The organism is Mycobacterium sp. SP-6446, assembly GCF_001954045.1.
Lineage (GTDB): Bacteria > Actinomycetota > Actinomycetes > Mycobacteriales > Mycobacteriaceae > Mycobacterium.
This window is the reverse complement of sequence record NZ_MBEM01000100.1, coordinates 19,270-36,966: the sequence shown is the minus strand read 5'-3', so window position 1 is coordinate 36,966 and position 17,697 is coordinate 19,270. Positions and strand designations below refer to the sequence as shown.

General features: G+C 65.8%; 18 protein-coding genes and 1 tRNA gene. 7 read left to right on the top strand and 12 right to left on the bottom strand.

Translation table 11 applies throughout. The features are described 5' to 3' along the window. Nucleotides 1–45: 45 nt before the first annotated feature. The gene (locus A5736_RS08235; protein WP_254848325.1) at nt 46–1,788 is read right to left on the bottom strand and encodes a glycoside hydrolase family 15 protein; all 1,743 of its coding nucleotides are present in this window, start codon (nt 1,786–1,788) and stop codon (nt 46–48) included. A gap of 96 nt (nt 1,789–1,884) precedes the next feature. On the opposite strand from A5736_RS08235, the gene A5736_RS08230 reads away from it, so the two are divergent. Further along, complete coding sequence (locus A5736_RS08230) at nt 1,885–3,354, top strand: aminotransferase class I/II-fold pyridoxal phosphate-dependent enzyme (protein ID WP_076245540.1); 1,470 nt, start codon at nt 1,885–1,887, stop codon at nt 3,352–3,354. A 3-nt stretch (nt 3,355–3,357) separates the two neighbouring features. Here the strand turns inward: A5736_RS08230 and A5736_RS08225 are convergent, their stop codons facing one another. Further along, a complete protein-coding gene (locus A5736_RS08225; protein WP_076245538.1) occupies nt 3,358–3,714 on the bottom strand; it encodes a helix-turn-helix transcriptional regulator in 357 nt (118 codons plus the stop codon). Between the two features lie 140 nt (nt 3,715–3,854). Between A5736_RS08225 and A5736_RS08220 the strand changes: the two genes are divergently transcribed. Next, on the top strand, nt 3,855–4,304 hold the full coding sequence (locus A5736_RS08220) for an Hsp20/alpha crystallin family protein (RefSeq protein WP_076064549.1): 450 nt from the start codon (nt 3,855–3,857) through the stop codon (nt 4,302–4,304). Nucleotides 4,305–4,581: 277 nt separating this feature from the next. After that, complete coding sequence (locus A5736_RS08215; RefSeq protein ID WP_076124161.1) at nt 4,582–5,268, top strand: PAS and ANTAR domain-containing protein; 687 nt, start codon at nt 4,582–4,584, stop codon at nt 5,266–5,268. Nucleotides 5,269–5,347: 79 nt separating this feature from the next. On the opposite strand, the gene A5736_RS08210 is transcribed toward A5736_RS08215, so the two are convergent. Next, complete coding sequence (locus A5736_RS08210; RefSeq protein ID WP_254848324.1) at nt 5,348–5,560, bottom strand: deoxyribodipyrimidine photolyase; 213 nt, start codon at nt 5,558–5,560, stop codon at nt 5,348–5,350. 199 nt (nt 5,561–5,759) lie between these two features. Beyond that, on the bottom strand, nt 5,760–6,188 hold the full coding sequence (locus A5736_RS08205; RefSeq protein ID WP_076124165.1) for a TIGR03618 family F420-dependent PPOX class oxidoreductase: 429 nt from the start codon (nt 6,186–6,188) through the stop codon (nt 5,760–5,762). A 142-nt stretch (nt 6,189–6,330) separates the two neighbouring features. On the opposite strand from A5736_RS08205, the gene A5736_RS27030 reads away from it, so the two are divergent. Both A5736_RS27030 and A5736_RS08200 read left to right on the top strand, forming a co-directional pair. Further along, entirely contained in the window at nt 6,331–6,453 is a 123-nt protein-coding gene (locus A5736_RS27030; protein ID WP_256386091.1) for a hypothetical protein, read from the top strand. 65 nt (nt 6,454–6,518) lie between these two features. Next, nucleotides 6,519–8,075 carry a succinic semialdehyde dehydrogenase gene (locus tag A5736_RS08200; protein ID WP_076245534.1) on the top strand — a complete coding sequence of 519 codons (1,557 nt, stop codon included), beginning with the start codon at nt 6,519–6,521 and terminating at the stop codon, nt 8,073–8,075. A gap of 29 nt (nt 8,076–8,104) precedes the next feature. Here A5736_RS08200 and A5736_RS08195 read toward each other — a convergent pair whose 3' ends face one another. Together A5736_RS08195 and A5736_RS08190 are read right to left on the bottom strand one after the other, a co-directional pair. Beyond that, complete coding sequence (locus A5736_RS08195) at nt 8,105–8,995, bottom strand: TIGR03619 family F420-dependent LLM class oxidoreductase (RefSeq protein ID WP_076245533.1); 891 nt, start codon at nt 8,993–8,995, stop codon at nt 8,105–8,107. Nucleotides 8,996–9,047: 52 nt separating this feature from the next. Further along, the gene (locus tag A5736_RS08190) at nt 9,048–9,671 is read right to left on the bottom strand and encodes an NADPH-dependent F420 reductase (RefSeq protein ID WP_076245531.1); all 624 of its coding nucleotides are present in this window, start codon (nt 9,669–9,671) and stop codon (nt 9,048–9,050) included. 96 nt (nt 9,672–9,767) lie between these two features. Here A5736_RS08190 and A5736_RS08185 point away from each other — a divergent pair, with 96 nt between their 5' ends. Next, complete coding sequence (locus tag A5736_RS08185; protein ID WP_076245529.1) at nt 9,768–10,250, top strand: MarR family winged helix-turn-helix transcriptional regulator; 483 nt, start codon at nt 9,768–9,770, stop codon at nt 10,248–10,250. A 169-nt stretch (nt 10,251–10,419) separates the two neighbouring features. Here the strand turns inward: A5736_RS08185 and A5736_RS08180 are convergent. The 4 genes from A5736_RS08180 to A5736_RS08165 all read right to left on the bottom strand — a co-directional run bounded on the left by A5736_RS08180 (nt 10,420) and on the right by A5736_RS08165 (nt 12,524). Further along, nucleotides 10,420–10,493, bottom strand: a tRNA-Met gene (locus A5736_RS08180). Nucleotides 10,494–10,566: 73 nt separating this feature from the next. Further along, nucleotides 10,567–11,103 (bottom strand): cupin domain-containing protein, encoded by a 537-nt coding sequence (locus tag A5736_RS08175; RefSeq protein ID WP_076124173.1) that lies wholly within the window; start codon nt 11,101–11,103, stop codon nt 10,567–10,569. 47 nt (nt 11,104–11,150) lie between these two features. After that, entirely contained in the window at nt 11,151–11,846 is a 696-nt protein-coding gene (locus A5736_RS08170; protein WP_076245527.1) for a nitroreductase family protein, read from the bottom strand. 30 nt (nt 11,847–11,876) lie between these two features. Beyond that, a complete protein-coding gene (locus A5736_RS08165) occupies nt 11,877–12,524 on the bottom strand; it encodes an HD domain-containing protein (protein WP_076245525.1) in 648 nt (215 codons plus the stop codon). A 107-nt stretch (nt 12,525–12,631) separates the two neighbouring features. On the opposite strand from A5736_RS08165, the gene A5736_RS08160 reads away from it, so the two are divergent. Next, nucleotides 12,632–13,597, top strand: a complete 966-nt coding sequence (locus tag A5736_RS08160) for a GlxA family transcriptional regulator (protein WP_371328369.1) — start codon at nt 12,632–12,634, stop codon at nt 13,595–13,597. A gap of 3 nt (nt 13,598–13,600) precedes the next feature. On the opposite strand, the gene A5736_RS08155 is transcribed toward A5736_RS08160, so the two are convergent. After that, the gene (locus tag A5736_RS08155; RefSeq protein WP_076245522.1) at nt 13,601–16,591 is read right to left on the bottom strand and encodes a UPF0182 family protein; all 2,991 of its coding nucleotides are present in this window, start codon (nt 16,589–16,591) and stop codon (nt 13,601–13,603) included. A gap of 83 nt (nt 16,592–16,674) precedes the next feature. Next, nucleotides 16,675–17,697, bottom strand: coding sequence for a PDZ domain-containing protein (locus A5736_RS08150; protein ID WP_076124182.1), 1,023 nt, complete (start codon nt 17,695–17,697; stop codon nt 16,675–16,677).

Genomic DNA, 17,697 nt, shown 5'->3' with positions numbered 1-17,697 from the left:
CGCCCGGATCGGCGGCTCCAGCAGGCGGGATACCCGGTGCTGGCTTCATGAACCGTCCTCGCCGAGCCCACGACCCGCGAGGCGATGTGCGGCTTCGAACAGCAACGCGTGGACGAAGGCCTGCGGTAAGTTGCCGCGCAGCTGACGCTGCTCGACGTCGAATTCCTCGGCGAACAACCCGGGCGGTCCGCAGGCCGTCCGGCTGCGTTCGAACCATCGAACCGCCCGCAGATCGTTGCCCTGCTGATGATCTGCCAACGCCACCAGGAACCCGCACAGGAGAAAGGCCCCTTCGTCGTCCCCCAGCGCCCCGTCGTCCGGACGGAAGCGGTACACGAAGCCCTGCTGGGCCAGCTCCGAGCGCACCGCCTCGAGGGTGGCGACGGTGCGCGGGTCGTCCGCCGGGATCGCACCTCGAATCGCGGGCAGCACCAGCGCCGCGTCGATTCGCGAATCCCCCGGTGCCCGTTGCCATCTCCCGGATGGATGCAGGCAATCCGCGTCGGCGTCGGCGATCAATTGATCGGCCAGGTGCTGCCACTCGGCACCCAGCCGCGGCGGCGCCACCGCCCCGATGCTGCGCATCGCCGCCGCGCACGTCAGGCGGGAATGGGCCCAGCGCCGGTCGTCCAATTCCCAGATCCCGGCATCGGGTTCGCGCCAACGCTGTTCGATGTTGCGCACCAGCGTATGGACCGCCTCCCAGTGCAGGCTGTCGAGGCGGTCGAGCCGGGCCGCCGCGGCAAAGAGCAGCAGGGCTTCGCCGTGGGCGTCGAGCTGGAATTGCTCTGCCACCCAATTGCCGGTCTTCACCGCGGCGCCGGGATACCCGGGCAGCTCGAGGTCGCGTTCGCGCGGCGGCGGACTGCCGTCGACCGCATAGGCCGGCCGCAGCCCTGGACCATCCGCGAGGACGCGCTCGCTGACGAAGCGAACGGCGTCGTCGAGCAACGGGTAGCCCCCGGCGGCGGCCATCGCCTGCCCCGCATAGCACTGGTCGCGGATCCAGCAGTACCGGTAGTCGTAGTTGCGGCCCTGTTCGGCGCGTTCCGGCAACGATGTGGTCGCCGCGGCGACCATCCCGCCGCCGCTGCTCGTCAAACCGCGCAGCACCGCGTACGCGACCTCGCAGTCGCGGTCGGCCAAGGTGCCGGTGACCGCCGGAATCGCTTGCGCCCACGCGTGTTCGGTGGCTCGCCAGGCATCCTGTGCCCGTGTCGGTTCCGCATCCAGTTCATGGTCGGAAAGCTCGAGAACCAGGTCGTGGTCGCGTCCCGCGGCGACGTCCAGCACCGCGTGCAGCGAACCGTCCTCGGCGACTTTCGCGTTTTCGCCTCCCGCCCAACGGAATCGGTGGGGTCCCGACCTCCCGGTCCACACGCGGCCCCCATCGGTTTCGTGGCAGGAGACGTCCGACATGGCGTGCGCGCCGAAGTCGGCGCGGATGTCGAGCGCGATGCGCATTCGCGCAGGGCCGTCGATGACGTGGATGCGGCGCAGCAACACCGCGGTGTGCGCGTCGGTGGGCAGCGCCAGCGCCTCGCGGCACTCGACGATTCCGTCGGTGGTGACCCATCGTGAACGCCAGATCAACGACCGCGGTTCGTAATAGCCGCCCCAGACGAATCGCGACACATCGGGAGCGACGGCATACACGCCGCCGCCGCCGAGCAGGGAATTGAACACCGCACCGTCGTGCCAGCGCGGCAGACACATCCAGCAGTAGTCGCCGCGCGGCCCGACGAGAACTCCGCGTTCGCCGTCCGCCAGCAACGCGTACTGCCGCAATACGTGCGGGGGAAATTCGTCGGATAGCAGTTGTCATCCCTTTCGAAGCGAGCGAGCGCCGATTGGCGCTCTCACCCGCCGGGTACCCGATCCGCCATGGATCAGTCGCAAGCACCACTGTTGGACGCGCTGGCCGACTACCACCGCAGCAACCGCTACGGCTTCACCCCGCCGGGTCACCGCCAGGGCGCCGGGGTCGACGAGCGCGTGCTAGCCGTGATGGGTAAGGACCCGTTTCGCAACGACATCCTCGCCACCAACGGCCTCGACGATCGGATGTCCCGCGGCAAGTTTCTATCGAAGGCCGAGGACTTGATGGCCGACGCCGTCGGCGCGGAGGCGGCGTTCTTCTCCACCTGCGGCAGCTCGATGTCCGTGCGGGCCGCGACGATGGCCGTGGCCGGCGGGGCGGATGGCGGGCTGCTCGTCACCCGCGACTGCCACAAGTCGATCGTGGGCGGCTTGATCTTCTCCGGCGTCCGGCCGAGGTGGATCACCCCGCAGTGGGACACCAAACGGCACTTTTCTCATCCGCCCTCGCCGGAGCGGGTGCGGGCCGCATGGGACAAATATCCCGACGCGGCTGGTGCCCTCATCGTCAGCCCGAGCCCGTACGGCACGTGCGCCGACATTGGAGCCATCGCCGACATCTGCCACAAGCGCGGCAAGCCGTTGATAGTCGACGAGGCCTGGGGAGCGCACCTTCCGTTCCACGAGGACCTGCCGACGTGGGCGATGGATGCGGGCGCCGACGTCTGCGTAGTCAGCGTCCACAAGATGGGCGCGGGGTTCGAGCAGGGATCCGTATTCCACCTGCAGGGGGATCTGGTTGACCCGCAACGCCTTTCGAAGTGCGCCGATCTGCTGATGACCACGAGCCCCAACGTCCTCGTCTACACCGCACTCGACGGTTGGCGGCGCCAGATGGTCGAGCGTGGCCACGATTTGCTCGGCGCCGAACTCGACCTTGCCCGCTATCTGCGCGCACGTCTGGACGAGATCGGCGACGTCGAGGTCCTCGAGGACGAGCTGCTGGGCAAGGAGGCCTCGAGCGATCTGGACATCACCCAGGTGTTGATGGACCTCTCCGCGACGGGAACGTCGGGATATCAGGCCGCGGACTGGCTGCGCGAGCACTGCAATCTCGATCTCGGTCTCAGTGATCACCGCCGGATCTTGGCGACGATGTCGTTCGCCGATGACAAGCAAACCGCGGACCGCCTGGTGGACGCGATGCACAAGTGGCGCGAGGCGGCCGAGGACTTCGACCGGCCGCCGTCCATCAAGCTGCCCGAGCCGGAGGATCTGGAACTTCAGACCGTCTGCCTACCCCGGGACGCGTTCTTCGGGCCGACCGAAATGGTGCCCGCCGCCAAGGCCGCCGGCCGTGTTGCGGCCGAGCTGATCACCCCGTATCCGCCCGGCATCCCCGCGGTGGTGCCCGGCGAACGTCTCAACGACGCCGTGATCGACTACCTGCGGTCGGGTGTCGAAGCGGGCATGACGCTGCCCGACCCCGTCGATGCGAACGCACAACAGTTCCGGGTGGTCGCGGCCCAGCGGTAGCTCCTAGGTCGCGTTGTCGTTCGTCCTCTTCGCGGCACCACGCAAGGTGCGATTGGTGGAACGCAGATCCGTGTTGGCCGCGGAGAGCGCGGCATTGTCGTCTTCCAGGCTGAGGATGCGGGCGATGCCCGCCAGGTTGACCCCGGAGGCGACCAGCTCGCTGATGCGCTGTAGCCGGGCCAGGTCGTCGGCGCTATAGCGCCTGGTGCCTCCGTCGCTTCGCGCCGGGCTCAGCAGTCCGTGACGCTCGTACAGGCGCAGGGACTGTACCGGGATACCGGAAAGTTCGGCGGCCACGGAAATGCCGTACACCCCGTGATCGGATGCCGGCCCACCGTTATCACCAGGTGTGTCGGCCATCGGTCAACTCCTTAACTAACTCGGATAGAAAACCTGTGTACCACACTTGCGATGATGTGTCGATAGTGCTATACCAAATCTATGTCATTAGACATAGGTAATAGCCGCTTCACAACAGATTGGAGTGAGAGGTGACAGCCATGCTGATGCGTACTGACCCGTTCCGTGACCTGGACCGCTTCGCTCAGCAAGTATTAGGCACGGCAGCCCGGCCTGCGGTGATGCCGATGGATGCCTGGCGTGAGGGCGAGGAATTCGTTGTCGAGTTCGACATGCCCGGCATCAACCCCGACTCGCTGGACATCGACATCGAGCGCAACGTGGTGACCGTGCGTGCCGAGCGGCCCGCCGTCGACCCCAACCGCGAAATGTTGGCCGCGGAGCGATCCCGCGGGGTGTTCAGCCGCCAGCTCGTCCTCGGGGAAAACCTCGACACCGACCGGATCGAGGCCTCCTACAACGAGGGCGTCCTGAGCCTGCGCATCCCGGTCGCCGAAAAGGCCAAGCCGCGCAAGATTTCCGTCGCGCACGGCAACGGCCACAAGGCGATCAATGAAAACGCCGGGAAGCGGGAGGTGATCGACGCCTGATCATCGATGGGCGCGCGGCGGCCCGACCGGCACGGCCGACGAATCCCGGCGGCCACGGCCGCGGCCGCCGCCGCCGGCCACGCCACCGCCGATAGCGGGTTGTACCAGCGGTAGTGTGGCAAGATATCGAGCCTGTCCTCGGCGTTCAACAGCTAGCGCCGCTCCCACCACGCCACTGCGCGATGTCACGCACCTACCCCTTCGTGCGGGGTCGCTCATGCGCACATAACGGCGGTCGGTTTTGCCGCAGCGAACTGCACCGAGGAGACGCATCACGATGAATTGGAACCTGGACGGCCAATCGGCCGACGTCGAACAAGCCTTGGCCGGCGGATCGCCGCAGCGCGCGGGCTGGTTCCGGTTCTATTTCGCCGATCAGCGGTGGGAATGGTCCGAACAGGTGCAGCGCATGCACGGCTACGAGCCCGGCACCGTCACCCCGACCACCGAGCTGGTGCTGTCCCACAAACACCCCGACGACCGCGGACAGGTGGCGGCCACCATCCACGAAATCCTGGACACCCATAAGGCGTTCAGCACCCGCCATCGCATCATCGACACCAAGGGAAATGTGCACTACGTCGTCGTGGTCGGCGACCAACTGCACGGCGGCAACGGCGACGTGATCGGGACCCACGGGTTCTACGTCGATGTCTCCCCGCTGTACGACCAGGAGCGCGAGGAGATGGTCACGGCGAAGTTGGCCGAGATCACCGAGCACCGCGCGGGCATCGAGCAGGCCAAAGGCATGCTGATGCTGATCTATGGCATCAGCGACACCGCCGCGTTCGACCTGCTGAAGTGGCTGTCGCAGGAAACCAACATCAAGCTTCGTCTGTTGGCCGAACGGATCACCGACGACTTCCGCGCCATCGGCCCCACGCTGACCTCTCAAACGGAGTTCGACCATTTGTTGATGACCGCGCATTCGCGCGTCGACCCCGACGAACAGCCCGTGGAGTGATTAAGGCACTGGCGTTAGTTTGCTGATGCGCCTGGGGGATTCCCGCCCTGGGACCCGCCTCTAATTGCCGCCAAGGCCGTCATTTCTTGCTCGGAATGACGATTACGACGATTAACGTCAAGATGGAGAAGAACAGTCCGAGTATTCCCCAACCCAAAGGGTTGCGGCCCTTGGTTGCCGCGATGATCGCGCAGACAAACGCCGCGATAACACTGCCGATGGCGACGAATATGCCCTTGATCCCACGGAGAATCATCCCCGCGGCAACCGGGTCCGAACTCGCCAAGATCACCGAGTGCAACATGTCAGGCCTTTCTGATGGGGGCTTTAGGGTGATACCCGCCCAGTGGCGGATTAAAACCGCGATGGGGGGCACCCCATGTTTGACGGGCTTGAAGCCGCACGGCCTATTGCATTAACTCAGGGCGATGATTTCGTCGCCTTTGGCCTTCATGGCCTATTTGCTACGGGACCGCCCGGTGTTCTGCCGCTCAGAGCTCGTCGGAGAAATCGGCGGTGAGCCAACGGTCGGGGCGGATGGTGAACAACACGCTGTCCTGACCCTCCATACTTTGGACGAACTGGCGCCCACCCTCCTCGCCGAGGTAACGGATCGCGATGGCTTCCCGTGCCTCGAGCGGGGCGGGTGAGGTGCTCTCGACGACGGTGCCCTCGACGACCACGTATTGATACGGCGGCTCCTCGCGCTGGACGACCAAGGTCACCGCGCCGGCCCGGTCGATCAGCTTGGCCTTGCGGGTCCCCGGGCCGGTGTTGAACCGGATGTCTCCGCCAGGGGTGTAGTCGTACCAAATCGGGACGCTGGCCGGCGGCCGGCCGTCGGCGGCGTCGACGGACAACACGCCCACATGCTTCGCTGCGAGGAATTCCTGACGTTCGGCTTCGCTGAATGGATGCATGGCCGCGTCAACGCCCCAGCGGCGCGCGGGTATTCCCGAGACCCTGGGCGAAAACGGTTTGGCGACAACCGTGTTAGCCCGGTTTTCCGAGCGCGAACCGGGGTAGCTGACTATGCGAACACCCCGTACGGATGGAGACCCAATGACCACCGCTGAACAACCGGCACCCGAAGGCGACAAACAACCCCCACAAGCCGCGGACGTCGATTCGCCTGAGGACGGTTCCGACGACAACGACGCCGATTCGGAGGACGAGTCTTCCTGACGACCGGCGACCTGGCGTTGCAGGCGGAATAGTCTGGTGAGGTCTTGCTTTGGGAGGAGAACGTTATGCCCGCACCGTCCGCCGAAGCCTTCGATCGCTTGCGTCAGCTGGCGGCGATCAAAGACCTCACCGCACGCGAGACCAAAACCATCGAAGAGGTGTTCACCGGCAAGCCGCTGACCACAATCCCGATCGGCACGGCCGACGACGTCGAAGCGGCATTCGCCGAAGCTCGTGCGGCACAGATCGACTGGGCGAAACGCCCGGTCACCGAGCGCGTTGCGGTCATCCGCCGCTATCGCGACCTGGTCATCGAGAACCGTGAGTTCTTGATGGACCTCCTGCAAGCCGAGGCGGGCAAGGCCCGATGGGCGGCGCAGGAGGAGATCGTCGACCTGATGGCGAACGCGAACTACTACGTCCGGGTCGCCGCGGACCTGCTCAAGCCGCGCAAAGTGCAGTCGCTGCTCCCGGGGATCGGCAAGACCACGGTCGGCTATCAGCCCAAGGGCGTCGTCGGCGTGATCTCGCCGTGGAACTACCCCATGACGCTCACGGCCTCGGACTCGGTGCCCGCGCTCATCGCCGGCAACGCGGTGGTGCTCAAGCCGGACAGCCAGACACCGTATTGCGCGCTCGCGTGTGCCGAGCTGTTGTACAAGGCCGGTTTGCCGCGCGCCCTCTATGCGGTCGTGCCTGGCCCCGGGTCAGTCGTCGGTACCGCAATCACCGACAACTGCGACTACTTGATGTTCACCGGCTCGTCCGCAACCGGCAGCCGGCTCGCCGAGCACGCGGGCCGTCGGCTCATCGGTTTCTCGGCCGAACTCGGGGGCAAAAACGCCATGATCGTCGCGCGGGGAGCCAACCTCGACAAGACCGCCAAAGCGGCCACCCGCGCATGCTTTTCGAACGCGGGCCAGCTCTGCATCTCCATTGAGCGGATCTACGTCGAGAAGGACATCGCCGACGAGTTCATCAGCAAGTTCGGTGCCGCAGTGCGCAATATGAAGCTGGGCACCGCGTACGACTTCTCGATCGACATGGGCAGTTTGATCTCCGCGGATCAGCTGGAGACGGTCACCGACCACGTCAACGACGCAACCGCCAAGGGCGCCAAGGTGATTGCGGGAGCCAAAGCTCGACCCGACATCGGGCCACTATTCTACGAACCCACGGTCCTGACCGACGTGACGCCCGAGATGGAGTGCGCGGCCAACGAGACGTTCGGGCCACTCGTGTCGATCTACCCCGTCGCCGACGTGGACGAAGCCGTCGAGAAGGCCAACGACACTGAGTACGGACTCAACGCCAGCGTCTGGGCCAGCTCTCCCGCGGAGGGCCAGAAGATCGCCGCCCGCTTGCGCTCGGGAACGGTGAACGTCGACGAGGGCTACGCATTCGCGTGGGGCAGCCTCAGCGCCCCGATGGGCGGGATGGGCGTCTCCGGCGTCGGCCGCAGGCACGGGCCAGAGGGCCTGCTGAAGTACACGGAATCGCAGACGATAGCGACCGCCCGCGTGTTCAATCTCGATCCGCCCCTTGGCATTCCGTCGACGTTGTGGCAGAAGTCGCTGTTGCCGATCGTGCGAACGGTGATGAGGCTCCCGGGTCGGAACTGACGTAGACCGGCCCGCGCCATACCGCGAGGTCACAACAGACCGGTGCGCGCGATTACCTGGCCGGCGAAGTCAAGCATCTGGTCAAGGGTGGGGAACATTGCGAAGGCGTCCACGATCGCCTCATCAGCACCGGACCCGGCGAGGCGCCCCAGCCTGTCGGCAACCGAGCTAACGGACGTGCCCGGTTCAAGGTTGATCCGCATGGCCGTCTTCAGTGCGTCTGGATCACGGCCGGCGTCCTTCGCCGCACGACGTGCAATCGACCACAAGTGGTCGGTGACCTCGTCCTGCAACCCCTCAACCCCGAGCCAGCCGGTGCCGCCGCGGCCGACCCGGCGCATCGCGGCCTCGCTGGCACCACCGATCCAGATGGGCGGACCGCCGGCCTGGACCGGGCGCAGATCGGCATGGACCGGCGGCAGCGAGAAGAACTCGCTGTCCCAGGACACCGGGGTGGTCGTCCACCACTCGCGCAGGAACGCCAGCAGGTCATCGAGCATCCGCCCGCGCCGGCGCCAGTCCGCGCCGCGGGCGATGTCGTGCTCGTCCTTCATCCACCCGATGCCCACGCCAACATCGAGGCGGCCGTCGCTGAGCACGTCGAGCGTGGTCAGCAGCCGGGCCAGGTGCACCGGCTCGTAGTAGAACGTGCTGAGCGTGCTGGCGTTCAGCCGCACCCGGCTGGTCGCCGTCGCGGCGACCGTCCACAACAGCACCGGATCGAGGTAGCGGGTCATCTGCGGCGGGTACGGCTGCTCTTTGCCCGGATAGGTGCTGTGCATATCAACCGGCGTGACCAGGCGATCGCCGACCCACAGCGTGTCGTAGCCCAGGTCCTCGAGTCCGCGGCAGAACGCGCTCAGACCAGCGGCGCTGCTGATAGCGGGACCGACGATGGGAAGTGCGAAACCGAGCTTCATAGCGGCTCCTTTCGGTGATCCATCAACCATTGTCTGGGCGCGGCGGCGCGGCTTAGCCGGGAACGGCGACGCCCAGGGCGAAGTCGAAGTTCCCCACCCCGTGGCGGGCGAGGCCCATCATGACCAGGCCCGTTGCTTCCAGCCAGTGCGCCATGTTCAAGCCGCCGACGTCCAGCGGGCGCAGCCCGAGGCTCTCGATGAACTCCGCCACGCCCGCCTTGGCGCGCGCGTCGTCGCCGGCCATGAAGACGTCGAGCGGCCGGCCCTGGGCCAGGACCACACCGAAGATGGTGTTGAACGCCTTCACCACGCTGGCGCTGGCCGGGGCGACCTTGGCAACTTCCTGCGCGACCGAGGTGTCGTCGGGGATGGCCAGCCCGTCGGCCTCGGCATTGAAGGGGTTGCTGATGTCGACGATGACTTTGCCCGCGAGGGCGTCGCCGTACTGGGTGACCACCGGAACGACGTCGGCGTACAACACGGAAACGATGACGATGTCCCCGGCCGGGACGGCGCCGAACTCTCCCGTCGTCGCGCCGTCGCCAAGCTCCTTGGCCAGGTCAGCGGCCTTGGCCTGATCGCGGCCGATGACCTGGACGGTGTTGCCGCCCGCGACCGCCAGCGCGCCGATGGCGCGGGCCATGTTCCCGGTGCCGATGATGCTGATGCTGCTCATGAGGTGTCCGTCCTGACTTGATACCGAAAAGGTTGACTACTCAACCTTAGGCATATGTTTGTTGATGCGTCAACTAATCAGATAACATCCCAGGTGATGGAACCGAATTGGCTGAACGCTCGTGAAGACCGCGCTTGGCGGGCCTTCCAGCACGCGAACCATCAGCTCGCCGTGCACCTGAACCGGGGCCTGCAGGAATCGGGCATGTCCGGCGCCGACTACCAGGTTCTGGCGGTGCTTTCGGAGCACGACGCTGATCGCATGCCTGCGCACGAGCTGTGCAATGCACTGGGTTGGGAGAAGAGCCGCGTCTCCCACCAGGTGCGGCGCATGCAGCAGGACGGGCTGATCAGCCGCGAGCCCAACCCCGACGACGCTCGCAGCACCATGGTCTGCCTGCTGCCGGCGGGCCGCGCGGCGATCGAGAAAGCGGCACCCAAGCACGTGGCGGACGTGCGCCGGAACTTCATCGACCTACTCTCCCCGGCCGAGCTCGACATGCTCGCCGCCCTCAACGAACGAGTCCTGCGCCACCTGGCCAAAGACGATGACTCCCCCGCCGAAGACGAGCCCTCGTAGATGGTGATCAAAGTTCGAGTGCGTAACCATCCTCGTCGCGCGGCGTTTGTTCGTTGCGCGCCAATAGTTTTAGACAACCGTAGGGAGCAGCTGCGACGTGGGCCGAAAGTGTTGTCACTAGGCATGAAAGTGGCCCCCGGAGGAGAGTCCGGGGGGCCACTTCCCTTAGTAGCGGGGACAGGATTCGAACCTGCGACCTCTGGGTTATGAGCCCAGCGAGCTACCGAGCTGCTCCACCCCGCGTCGGTAAATGCCAGGCTACCGAACGCCGGGTGGCGCCTCCAAATCGCGCGTGGACCAGGCACGTTCCCCGTTGTCAGTGCGACGGCGGATTGAGCCCGTATCGCCGGGCGATGTCATCCATCCATTCCGGGTCGCCGTAGGTCAGCCCGTACTTCTCAGCGAGTTCGCCGAACTCAGGCAGCTCATGAAGCGACTTGCCGCCCGCGCCGTTCGCGTGGTCGAGGAGCAACTCACCGAGCTCGCGGAAGTAATTCTCGAATCCACCCGGCGTGATGATCTCGACGATGCGGCCCGGCTCGCTGCCCGCGTTCCACATCGCATGCATCTGCCCCCGCGGCTTGGTGATGTAGCCGCCCGGGCCCAGGACCACTTCGCTGTCGTCTGAGCGGAAGCCGATCTCGCCCGCCAGCACGATCGAATGCTCGTCCTCACGCGTGTGACGATGAGCCGCGGTGAGCAAGCCGACCTCGAACGGATGCTCGACGATGGACACCTCGCCCCCATTGGTCTTGCCCGACAACTTGAACACCGCGCCGAACCCGGGAAGGGCGACGCGCTCGCCCTCCCCCGGCCGCACCACAGTGACCCCGATTTCGTTCGGTTCGGTCATCTGATAGAGCCTCCTCCGAATACCGTTGCGCCGCAAGGCTTAGGCCGCTATTCCGGCCGCGCTGTCGTGTCGCTGCGAGGCGGCCACAGCGGCTGCGGCACTTCGATACCGAACGGCTTGCCCCAGCTGTTTCGGGATGAAACCTCGTGCACGGGGCGCCGATTGGCCGCCACCCCCCACTTGCCCCGCGGGTAGCCAAGGGTCAGCATGGCCGACATCTTCCAGCCTTCCTCGACGGGCACACCCAGCATCTCGTTCACCCTGTCCCGGAAATTGTTGAGCACCATCGTCATGACGCCGCCGACGCCCTCGGCACGGGCGGCGAGCAAGATGCTCCAGATCGCCGGGTAGATGTTGGCGCCGCCGAGGTCGTCGATCGCGAAGACGAAGAGCAGCAGGGGAACCTCATCGAAGTGGTCGGCCAGGTAGTCCCCCGAGCCTTTGATGCGGCGCATCGTCTCGGCGTGAGTGGCCGCGTCCGCGCCGGGCGCCGGCGCCACCATCGGTCCCGCTCCTGTCGCGAACTTCTCGTACTCGAGGGCGCGGGCTTGCCGGAACAGCTGTCCGAACTCGCGTATGAGTGCCGGGTCGTCGACGGCGACGAAATGCCAGCGTTGGGTGTTGCCCCCATTCGGGGCACGCACCGCCGCATCGAGGATGCGGGCCTGCACGTCCATCGGAATCGGGTCCGGCCGCAACCGCCGCATCATCCGGGTGGTGTATAGCGCCTCATGAATTTCCATTTGTCCGCTCCCTTCCGCTATTCGGGCCAGTTATTCGGGCCAGGTGTTGTTGAGAATGTTGTCGACGAAGTCGACACGCCTGAAGGCGGGATCGAAGTGCGCCAGCACGTCGTCGTTCATCGTTCCGAAGGTGGTCTGCGGGCGGTGTTTCATGCCGTCGTTGAACGCCGCCAGGATGCGCTGTTTGAACTGTGGGCGCGGGTGAGCGGCCGTCACCGCGGCCAGCGCGTCGGGGGCCAGGTCCTCCCGCCCGACGCCGACCACGTCGACTTCCACGCCGGCTTGGAGCAAGGCGACTTCGGGCGCGAGGAATTCGGGCACGCCGGGGGTGGTGTGCAGGGCAATGCCGAGCCACACCTTGTCGATGTCGGCTTTGTCGACGCCGTGGCCAACCAGGAAGTCCCGGGCAGCGTTTGCGCCGTCGACCTCGAAACGAACCGTCGAGCTGCGGAAGCGCTCGGTAAGCCCGAGGTCGTGAAACATCGCCGCGACGTAGAGCAGCTCCAGGTCCGGTTGCAGTCCGCGGCGCAGGCCCTGCAGTGCGCCGAAGAGAAAGACCCGCCGCGAATGGTTGAACAGCAGGTCGTCCTCAGCGCGGCGAATGAAATCGGTGGTCTCGCGCACCAGCGGCGAATCCGGGATTTGGATGCCGGCAATGCTTTCGATCGACCTGGTCATGATGTCGTCTCCTTCGGGTGAGCGTGATAGCTAGTCTGCGGCGGCACGGTCTTCCCGACCGCGTGCGTTCGGGCCGTCCTCTCCACAGAAAGCGACACAATGGCTTGGTGACTGCAGCGGATTCGCGGGTGGTGGTGATCGTCGTCTTCGACGACGTGACGATGTTGGACGTCGCCGGCGCGGGTGAGGTCTTCGCCGAGGCCAACCGGTTCGGCGCCGACTACCGGCTCAAGATCGCGTCGGTGGATGGACGCGACGTGACAACCTCGATAGGCACGCGGTTGGGCGTCACGGACAGCCTTTCGTCGATCGAGTCGGCCGACACCGTGCTGGTCGCCGGAAGCGACAACTTGCCCCGGCGGCCGATCGACCCCGAGCTGATCGAGGCGATCAGGTCTTTGTCGGCGCGAACCCGGCGGATGGGATCCATTTGCACGGGATCGTTCATCCTCGCGCAGGCGGGCCTGCTCGACGGTCGTCGCGCCACCACGCACTGGCACGATGCCCGGTTGTTGGCCCGGGCCTTTCGGGAGGTCACCGTCGAGCCGGACGCGATCTTCGTCCGCGATGGCGATGTCTTCACCTCGGCGGGGATTTCATCGGGCATCGATCTGGCGCTGGCGTTGGTCGAAATGGATCATGGGACCGAACTGGTCCGCGACGTGGCCCGGTGGCTGGTCGTCTACCTCAAACGCGCCGGCGGCCAATCACAATTTTCGGTGCTGGTCGAGGCCGATCCGCCGCCGGAGTCGCCGCTGCGCGCGGTGATCGATGCGGTGGCGGCCGATCCGGCCGCGAACCACAGCGTGAAATCCCTTGCAGCCCTTGCCTCTCTGAGCACCCGCCAGCTGACCCGCCTCTTCCAGTCCGAGCTCGGGATGAGTCCGGCACGGTATGTCGAACTGGTTCGAATCGATTTCGCCCGCAACGCACTCGAATCCGGCCGGTCCGTCACCGAGACCGCGGGCATGGCGGGCTTCGGCAGCATCGAAACGCTGCGACGGGTCTTCGTAAGCCACCTGGGCATCAGCCCGAAAGCCTATCGAGACAGGTTCCGAACGGCCTACGCCTGAAAGCTACTTGGTGGCGTTGTACTTGTTGATGGCGTCGTCGAGCCGCTGCAGCGCCGCGCCGTAGGCGGCGAAATCGCCCTTCTTTTGCGCGTCGCGCGCGGCGCCGATCGCCGCCTGGATGTCCTGCAGCGCGGCGGCCTTGGCCGGCGACAACGTCACCGACCCATCGGGAGAGGGCGGCACCACGGCCGCTGCCGGCGGCGGCGCCGGTGCCGGCGGAGCCCCGGCCGGCGGCGGCGGGCTCGCGGGCGGGTTGGCGGGCACACCGCCCTCGGTGGGTTGGATCCCCGTCGCCGCCGCACCCGCACCTGGCCCGAACAGGCCGGTGAGCGCGTCGCCCACCGTCGGGCCGTAACCGATCTTGTCGTTGTACATCATCGCCACCCGGATCAGGCGCGGGTACGACGAGGCGGCGTCGCTGGCCCCCGGGGAGGCATACACGGGTTCGACGTAGAGCAGCCCGCCCTGGCCGACGGGAAGGGTGAGCAAATTGCCCCAGCGGATCCGGTTTTGGTTGTCGCGCCCGATCACGCCCAGGTCCTGAGATACGGCCGGGTCGGTGGTGATCGCATTGTTGGCCAGCTTGGGTCCGTTTACCTGCCCGGGGATGGTCAGCACGGTGATCTTGCCGTACGTCGCCGGATCGGAGCTGGCGCTGATGTAGGCCGCCAGGTAGTCGCGCTTGAACCGGTTCATCGCGCTGATCAACTGATACGAAGACGAATTATCGTTCTTGCCAATGTTTTTCGCGACGATGTAATACGGCGGCTGATAGCTGCTGGCGGTCGGATTGGGGTCCAGCGGCACGTCCCAGAAGTCCGACGTGGAGAAAAACGTCACCGGGTCGTTCACGTGATATTTGGCCAGCAGCATCCGCTGCACCTTGAACAGGTCTTCGGGATAGCGCAGATGCTCGGCGAGCTCGGGCGTGATGTCGCTCTTGGGTTTGACCGTGCCCGGGAACACCCGCATCCAGGCTTTGAGCACCGGGTCCTGCTCGTCCTGCTGGTACAGCGTCACGGTGCCGTCGTAGGCATCGACGGTGGCCTTCACAGAATTGCGGATGTAGGAGACCTGCTTGTCGGGCGCCAGCCGGTTGAATGCCACCTCGGTGGAGTCGGCCGTCGCCGACGACAGCGAGGTGAGTTCGGAGTACGGGTAGTTGTCCAGGGTGGTGTAGCCGTCGATGATCCACACCAGCCGCTTGTTGACGATCGCGGGGTACACGGAGCTGTCCGTCGTCAGCCACGGCGCCACCGCCTCGACCCGCTGCGCCGGGTCGCGGTTGAACAGGATCTTGCTGTTGGAGCCGATCACGTTGGAGAACAGGAAGTTTCGCTCGGCGAATTTGGCGGCAAACACGCTGCGGGAGATCCAGCTGCCGATGGGAACACCCCCGAGCCCGGTGTAGGTGTAGTTCTTGGTTTCGGTGCTGGTCTCGTAGTCGTATTCGCGATCGTTGCCGTTGCGGCCGACGATCGCGTAGTCGGCGGACGTGTTGGAGATGACGGGCCCGTAGTAAATGCGGGGCTGGTCCAGGGGCGCCGGCCCGTCGGAGACGACGCTGCCGTTGGCGCCCACGACGTTGACCAGAAATTCCGGGTAGCCACCGTTCTGGTTGGGGTCGTTGGCGATTCCGCGCACGGTGTTGGCCGGCGAGGCGATGAATCCGTTGCCGTGCGTGTAGACCGTATGCCGGTTGATCCAGTCCCGTTGGTTGTCGATCAGCCGGTCCGGGTTGAGTTCCCGGGCCGCGACGACGTAGTCGCGCAGCGCGCCGTTGCGGTCGAGGTAGCGGTCGATGGATAGCTGGTCCGGGAAGTGGAAGAAGTTCTTGCCCTGCTGGAACTGGGTGAACGCCGGGCTGACGATGGTCGGATCGAGCAGCCGGATGTTCGACGTGGTCGCGCGGTCGGACGCGACCTGCTGGGCGGTCGCCTGCGCGTCACCGGTGTAGTTGCGGTAGCTCACCACGTCGGACGTCAGCCCGTAGGCTTGCCGCGTCGCGGCGATGCTCCGGCTGATGTATTCGCTTTCCTTTTGCGCGGCATTGGGTCGCACGCTGATCTGCTCGACGATCAGCGGCCAGCCCGCACCCACGATCAACGACGACAGCAGCAGCAACACCAGCCCGATCGCCGGAATCCGCAAGTCCCGCAAGGTAATCGCCGAGAACACCGCGGCGGCGCAAATGATGGCGATCGCCAGCAGAATCAGCTTGGCCGGCAACACCGCATTGATATCGGTGTACCCGGCCCCGGTGAACGGCTTGCCGCCACGCGTATGCGACAGCAGCTCGTAGCGGTCCAGCCAGTACGCTACGGCTTTGAGCAGCACCAGCATCCCAACCAGGCTGACCAGCTGGATGCGCGCCGAGCGGCTCAGGGCGCCGGTACGGCCCGACAGTCGGATGCCGCCGAAGATGTAGTGCGCCAACAGGTTCGCGACGAATGCCAGGAACACGGCCACGAACATGTAGCTGAGCAGTAGCCGATAGAACGGCAGGTCGAACGCGTAGAAGCCGAGATCCTTGCCGAACTGCGGATCCCTGACTCCGAAGTTGCCGCCGTGCAGGAACAGCTGGATCCGCACCCAGTAGCTCTGCGCGATAATGCCGGCCAACAGGCCGATCGCCACCGGAATTCCGATGCCCACCAGTCGCAGCCGTGACATGACGACGGTGCGGTACCGCGCCACCGGATCGTTGTCGTTGCTCGGGACGAAAACCGGGCGGGTCCGGTAGGCGATCGCCAGCCCGGCGAACACGATGCCGCCGACCAGCAGACCGGCGACTAAGAACACCACGATGCGGGTCACCAGCACGGTGGTGAACACCGAGCGGTAGCCCAGCTCACCGAACCACAGCCAGTCGACGTAGGCGTCGATCATTCGGGGACCCGCGAGCAGCAACACGATCACACCCAGTGCGATCAAGATCAGAATCCGGCTACGCCGAGTCAGCTTCGGCATTCTCGCGGTGGGCCGCATCCCCACTGGCTACGCTCCCTGATCGATCTGGCGACTCGATGTGGCGACAACAACTCTACGCATTGCGCGACGTGCGATCCCGGGCTCGCCTAGCAGGTCGGCGGCTGACCCCCGGTCTGGATCGCGTGCAGCGCGTCCACCGCTTGGTTGAGGGTCTCGACCTTGATCAGGCGCAGGCCGGACGGATTGTCCGAACTCGCCTCGTAGCAGTTCTTCGCCGGCACCAGGAACACCGTGGCGCCCGCCGCGTGGGCGGCAACCATCTTGTGGGTGATGCCGCCGATCTGGCCGACCTTGCCGTCGGCGGAGATGGTGCCAGTCCCGGCGACGAACGTCGACCCGGCAAGGTCACCGGTGGTGAGCTTGTCGACGACCGCCAGGCTGAACATCAGGCCCGCGGAAGGCCCGCCCACGTTGGCGAGGTTGAAATCCACCACGAACGGCGCCCACGGCGCGTCGAGCACCGCGACACCCAGGAAGCCGTAGTCGCGATCTTTGTTTGTGCCCAGCGTGATCTGAGCTACCCCCGCGGGCTCGTTCTTGCGGCGGAAGTCGATCGTCACCACCTGGCCGGGCTTGGTGTTCTTCATCAATCCCGTGAATTGCTCGACGTTGGCGACCGGGGTGTTGTTGACCGCGTCGATGGCGTCACCGGCCTTCAGCTTGCCCGCCGAAGGACCGGGATCGTTGACCGTCGCGACGGTCACCGCGGGCGCGTACTTCAGGTATCCCAGGGCGGCGTAGGCGGCGCTGTCCTCGGACTGTTTGAAGTCGGCGTTGTTGGCCTTGTCCACGTCTTCGCGCGACTTGCCCGGCGGATAGATGAGATCGCGCGGGATCAGTTGTTCCTGCCCCGACAACCACAGGGTCAACGCCTCACCCAGGGTCAGGTCGTCGCGCTGGGACACCGTCGTCATGTTGAGATGACCGGTCGTCGGGTGCGTTTGCGTGCCCTCGATCGCGACCACCTGCTTGCCGTCGACCTCGCCGAGCGTGTCGAACGTGGGGCCCGGGCCCAGCGACACGAACGGCACCGTCACCACCGCCAGCAACACACCGAAGACCACGATCGGCACCAGCGCGACCAGCAAGGTCAGAATCCGCCTGTTCAC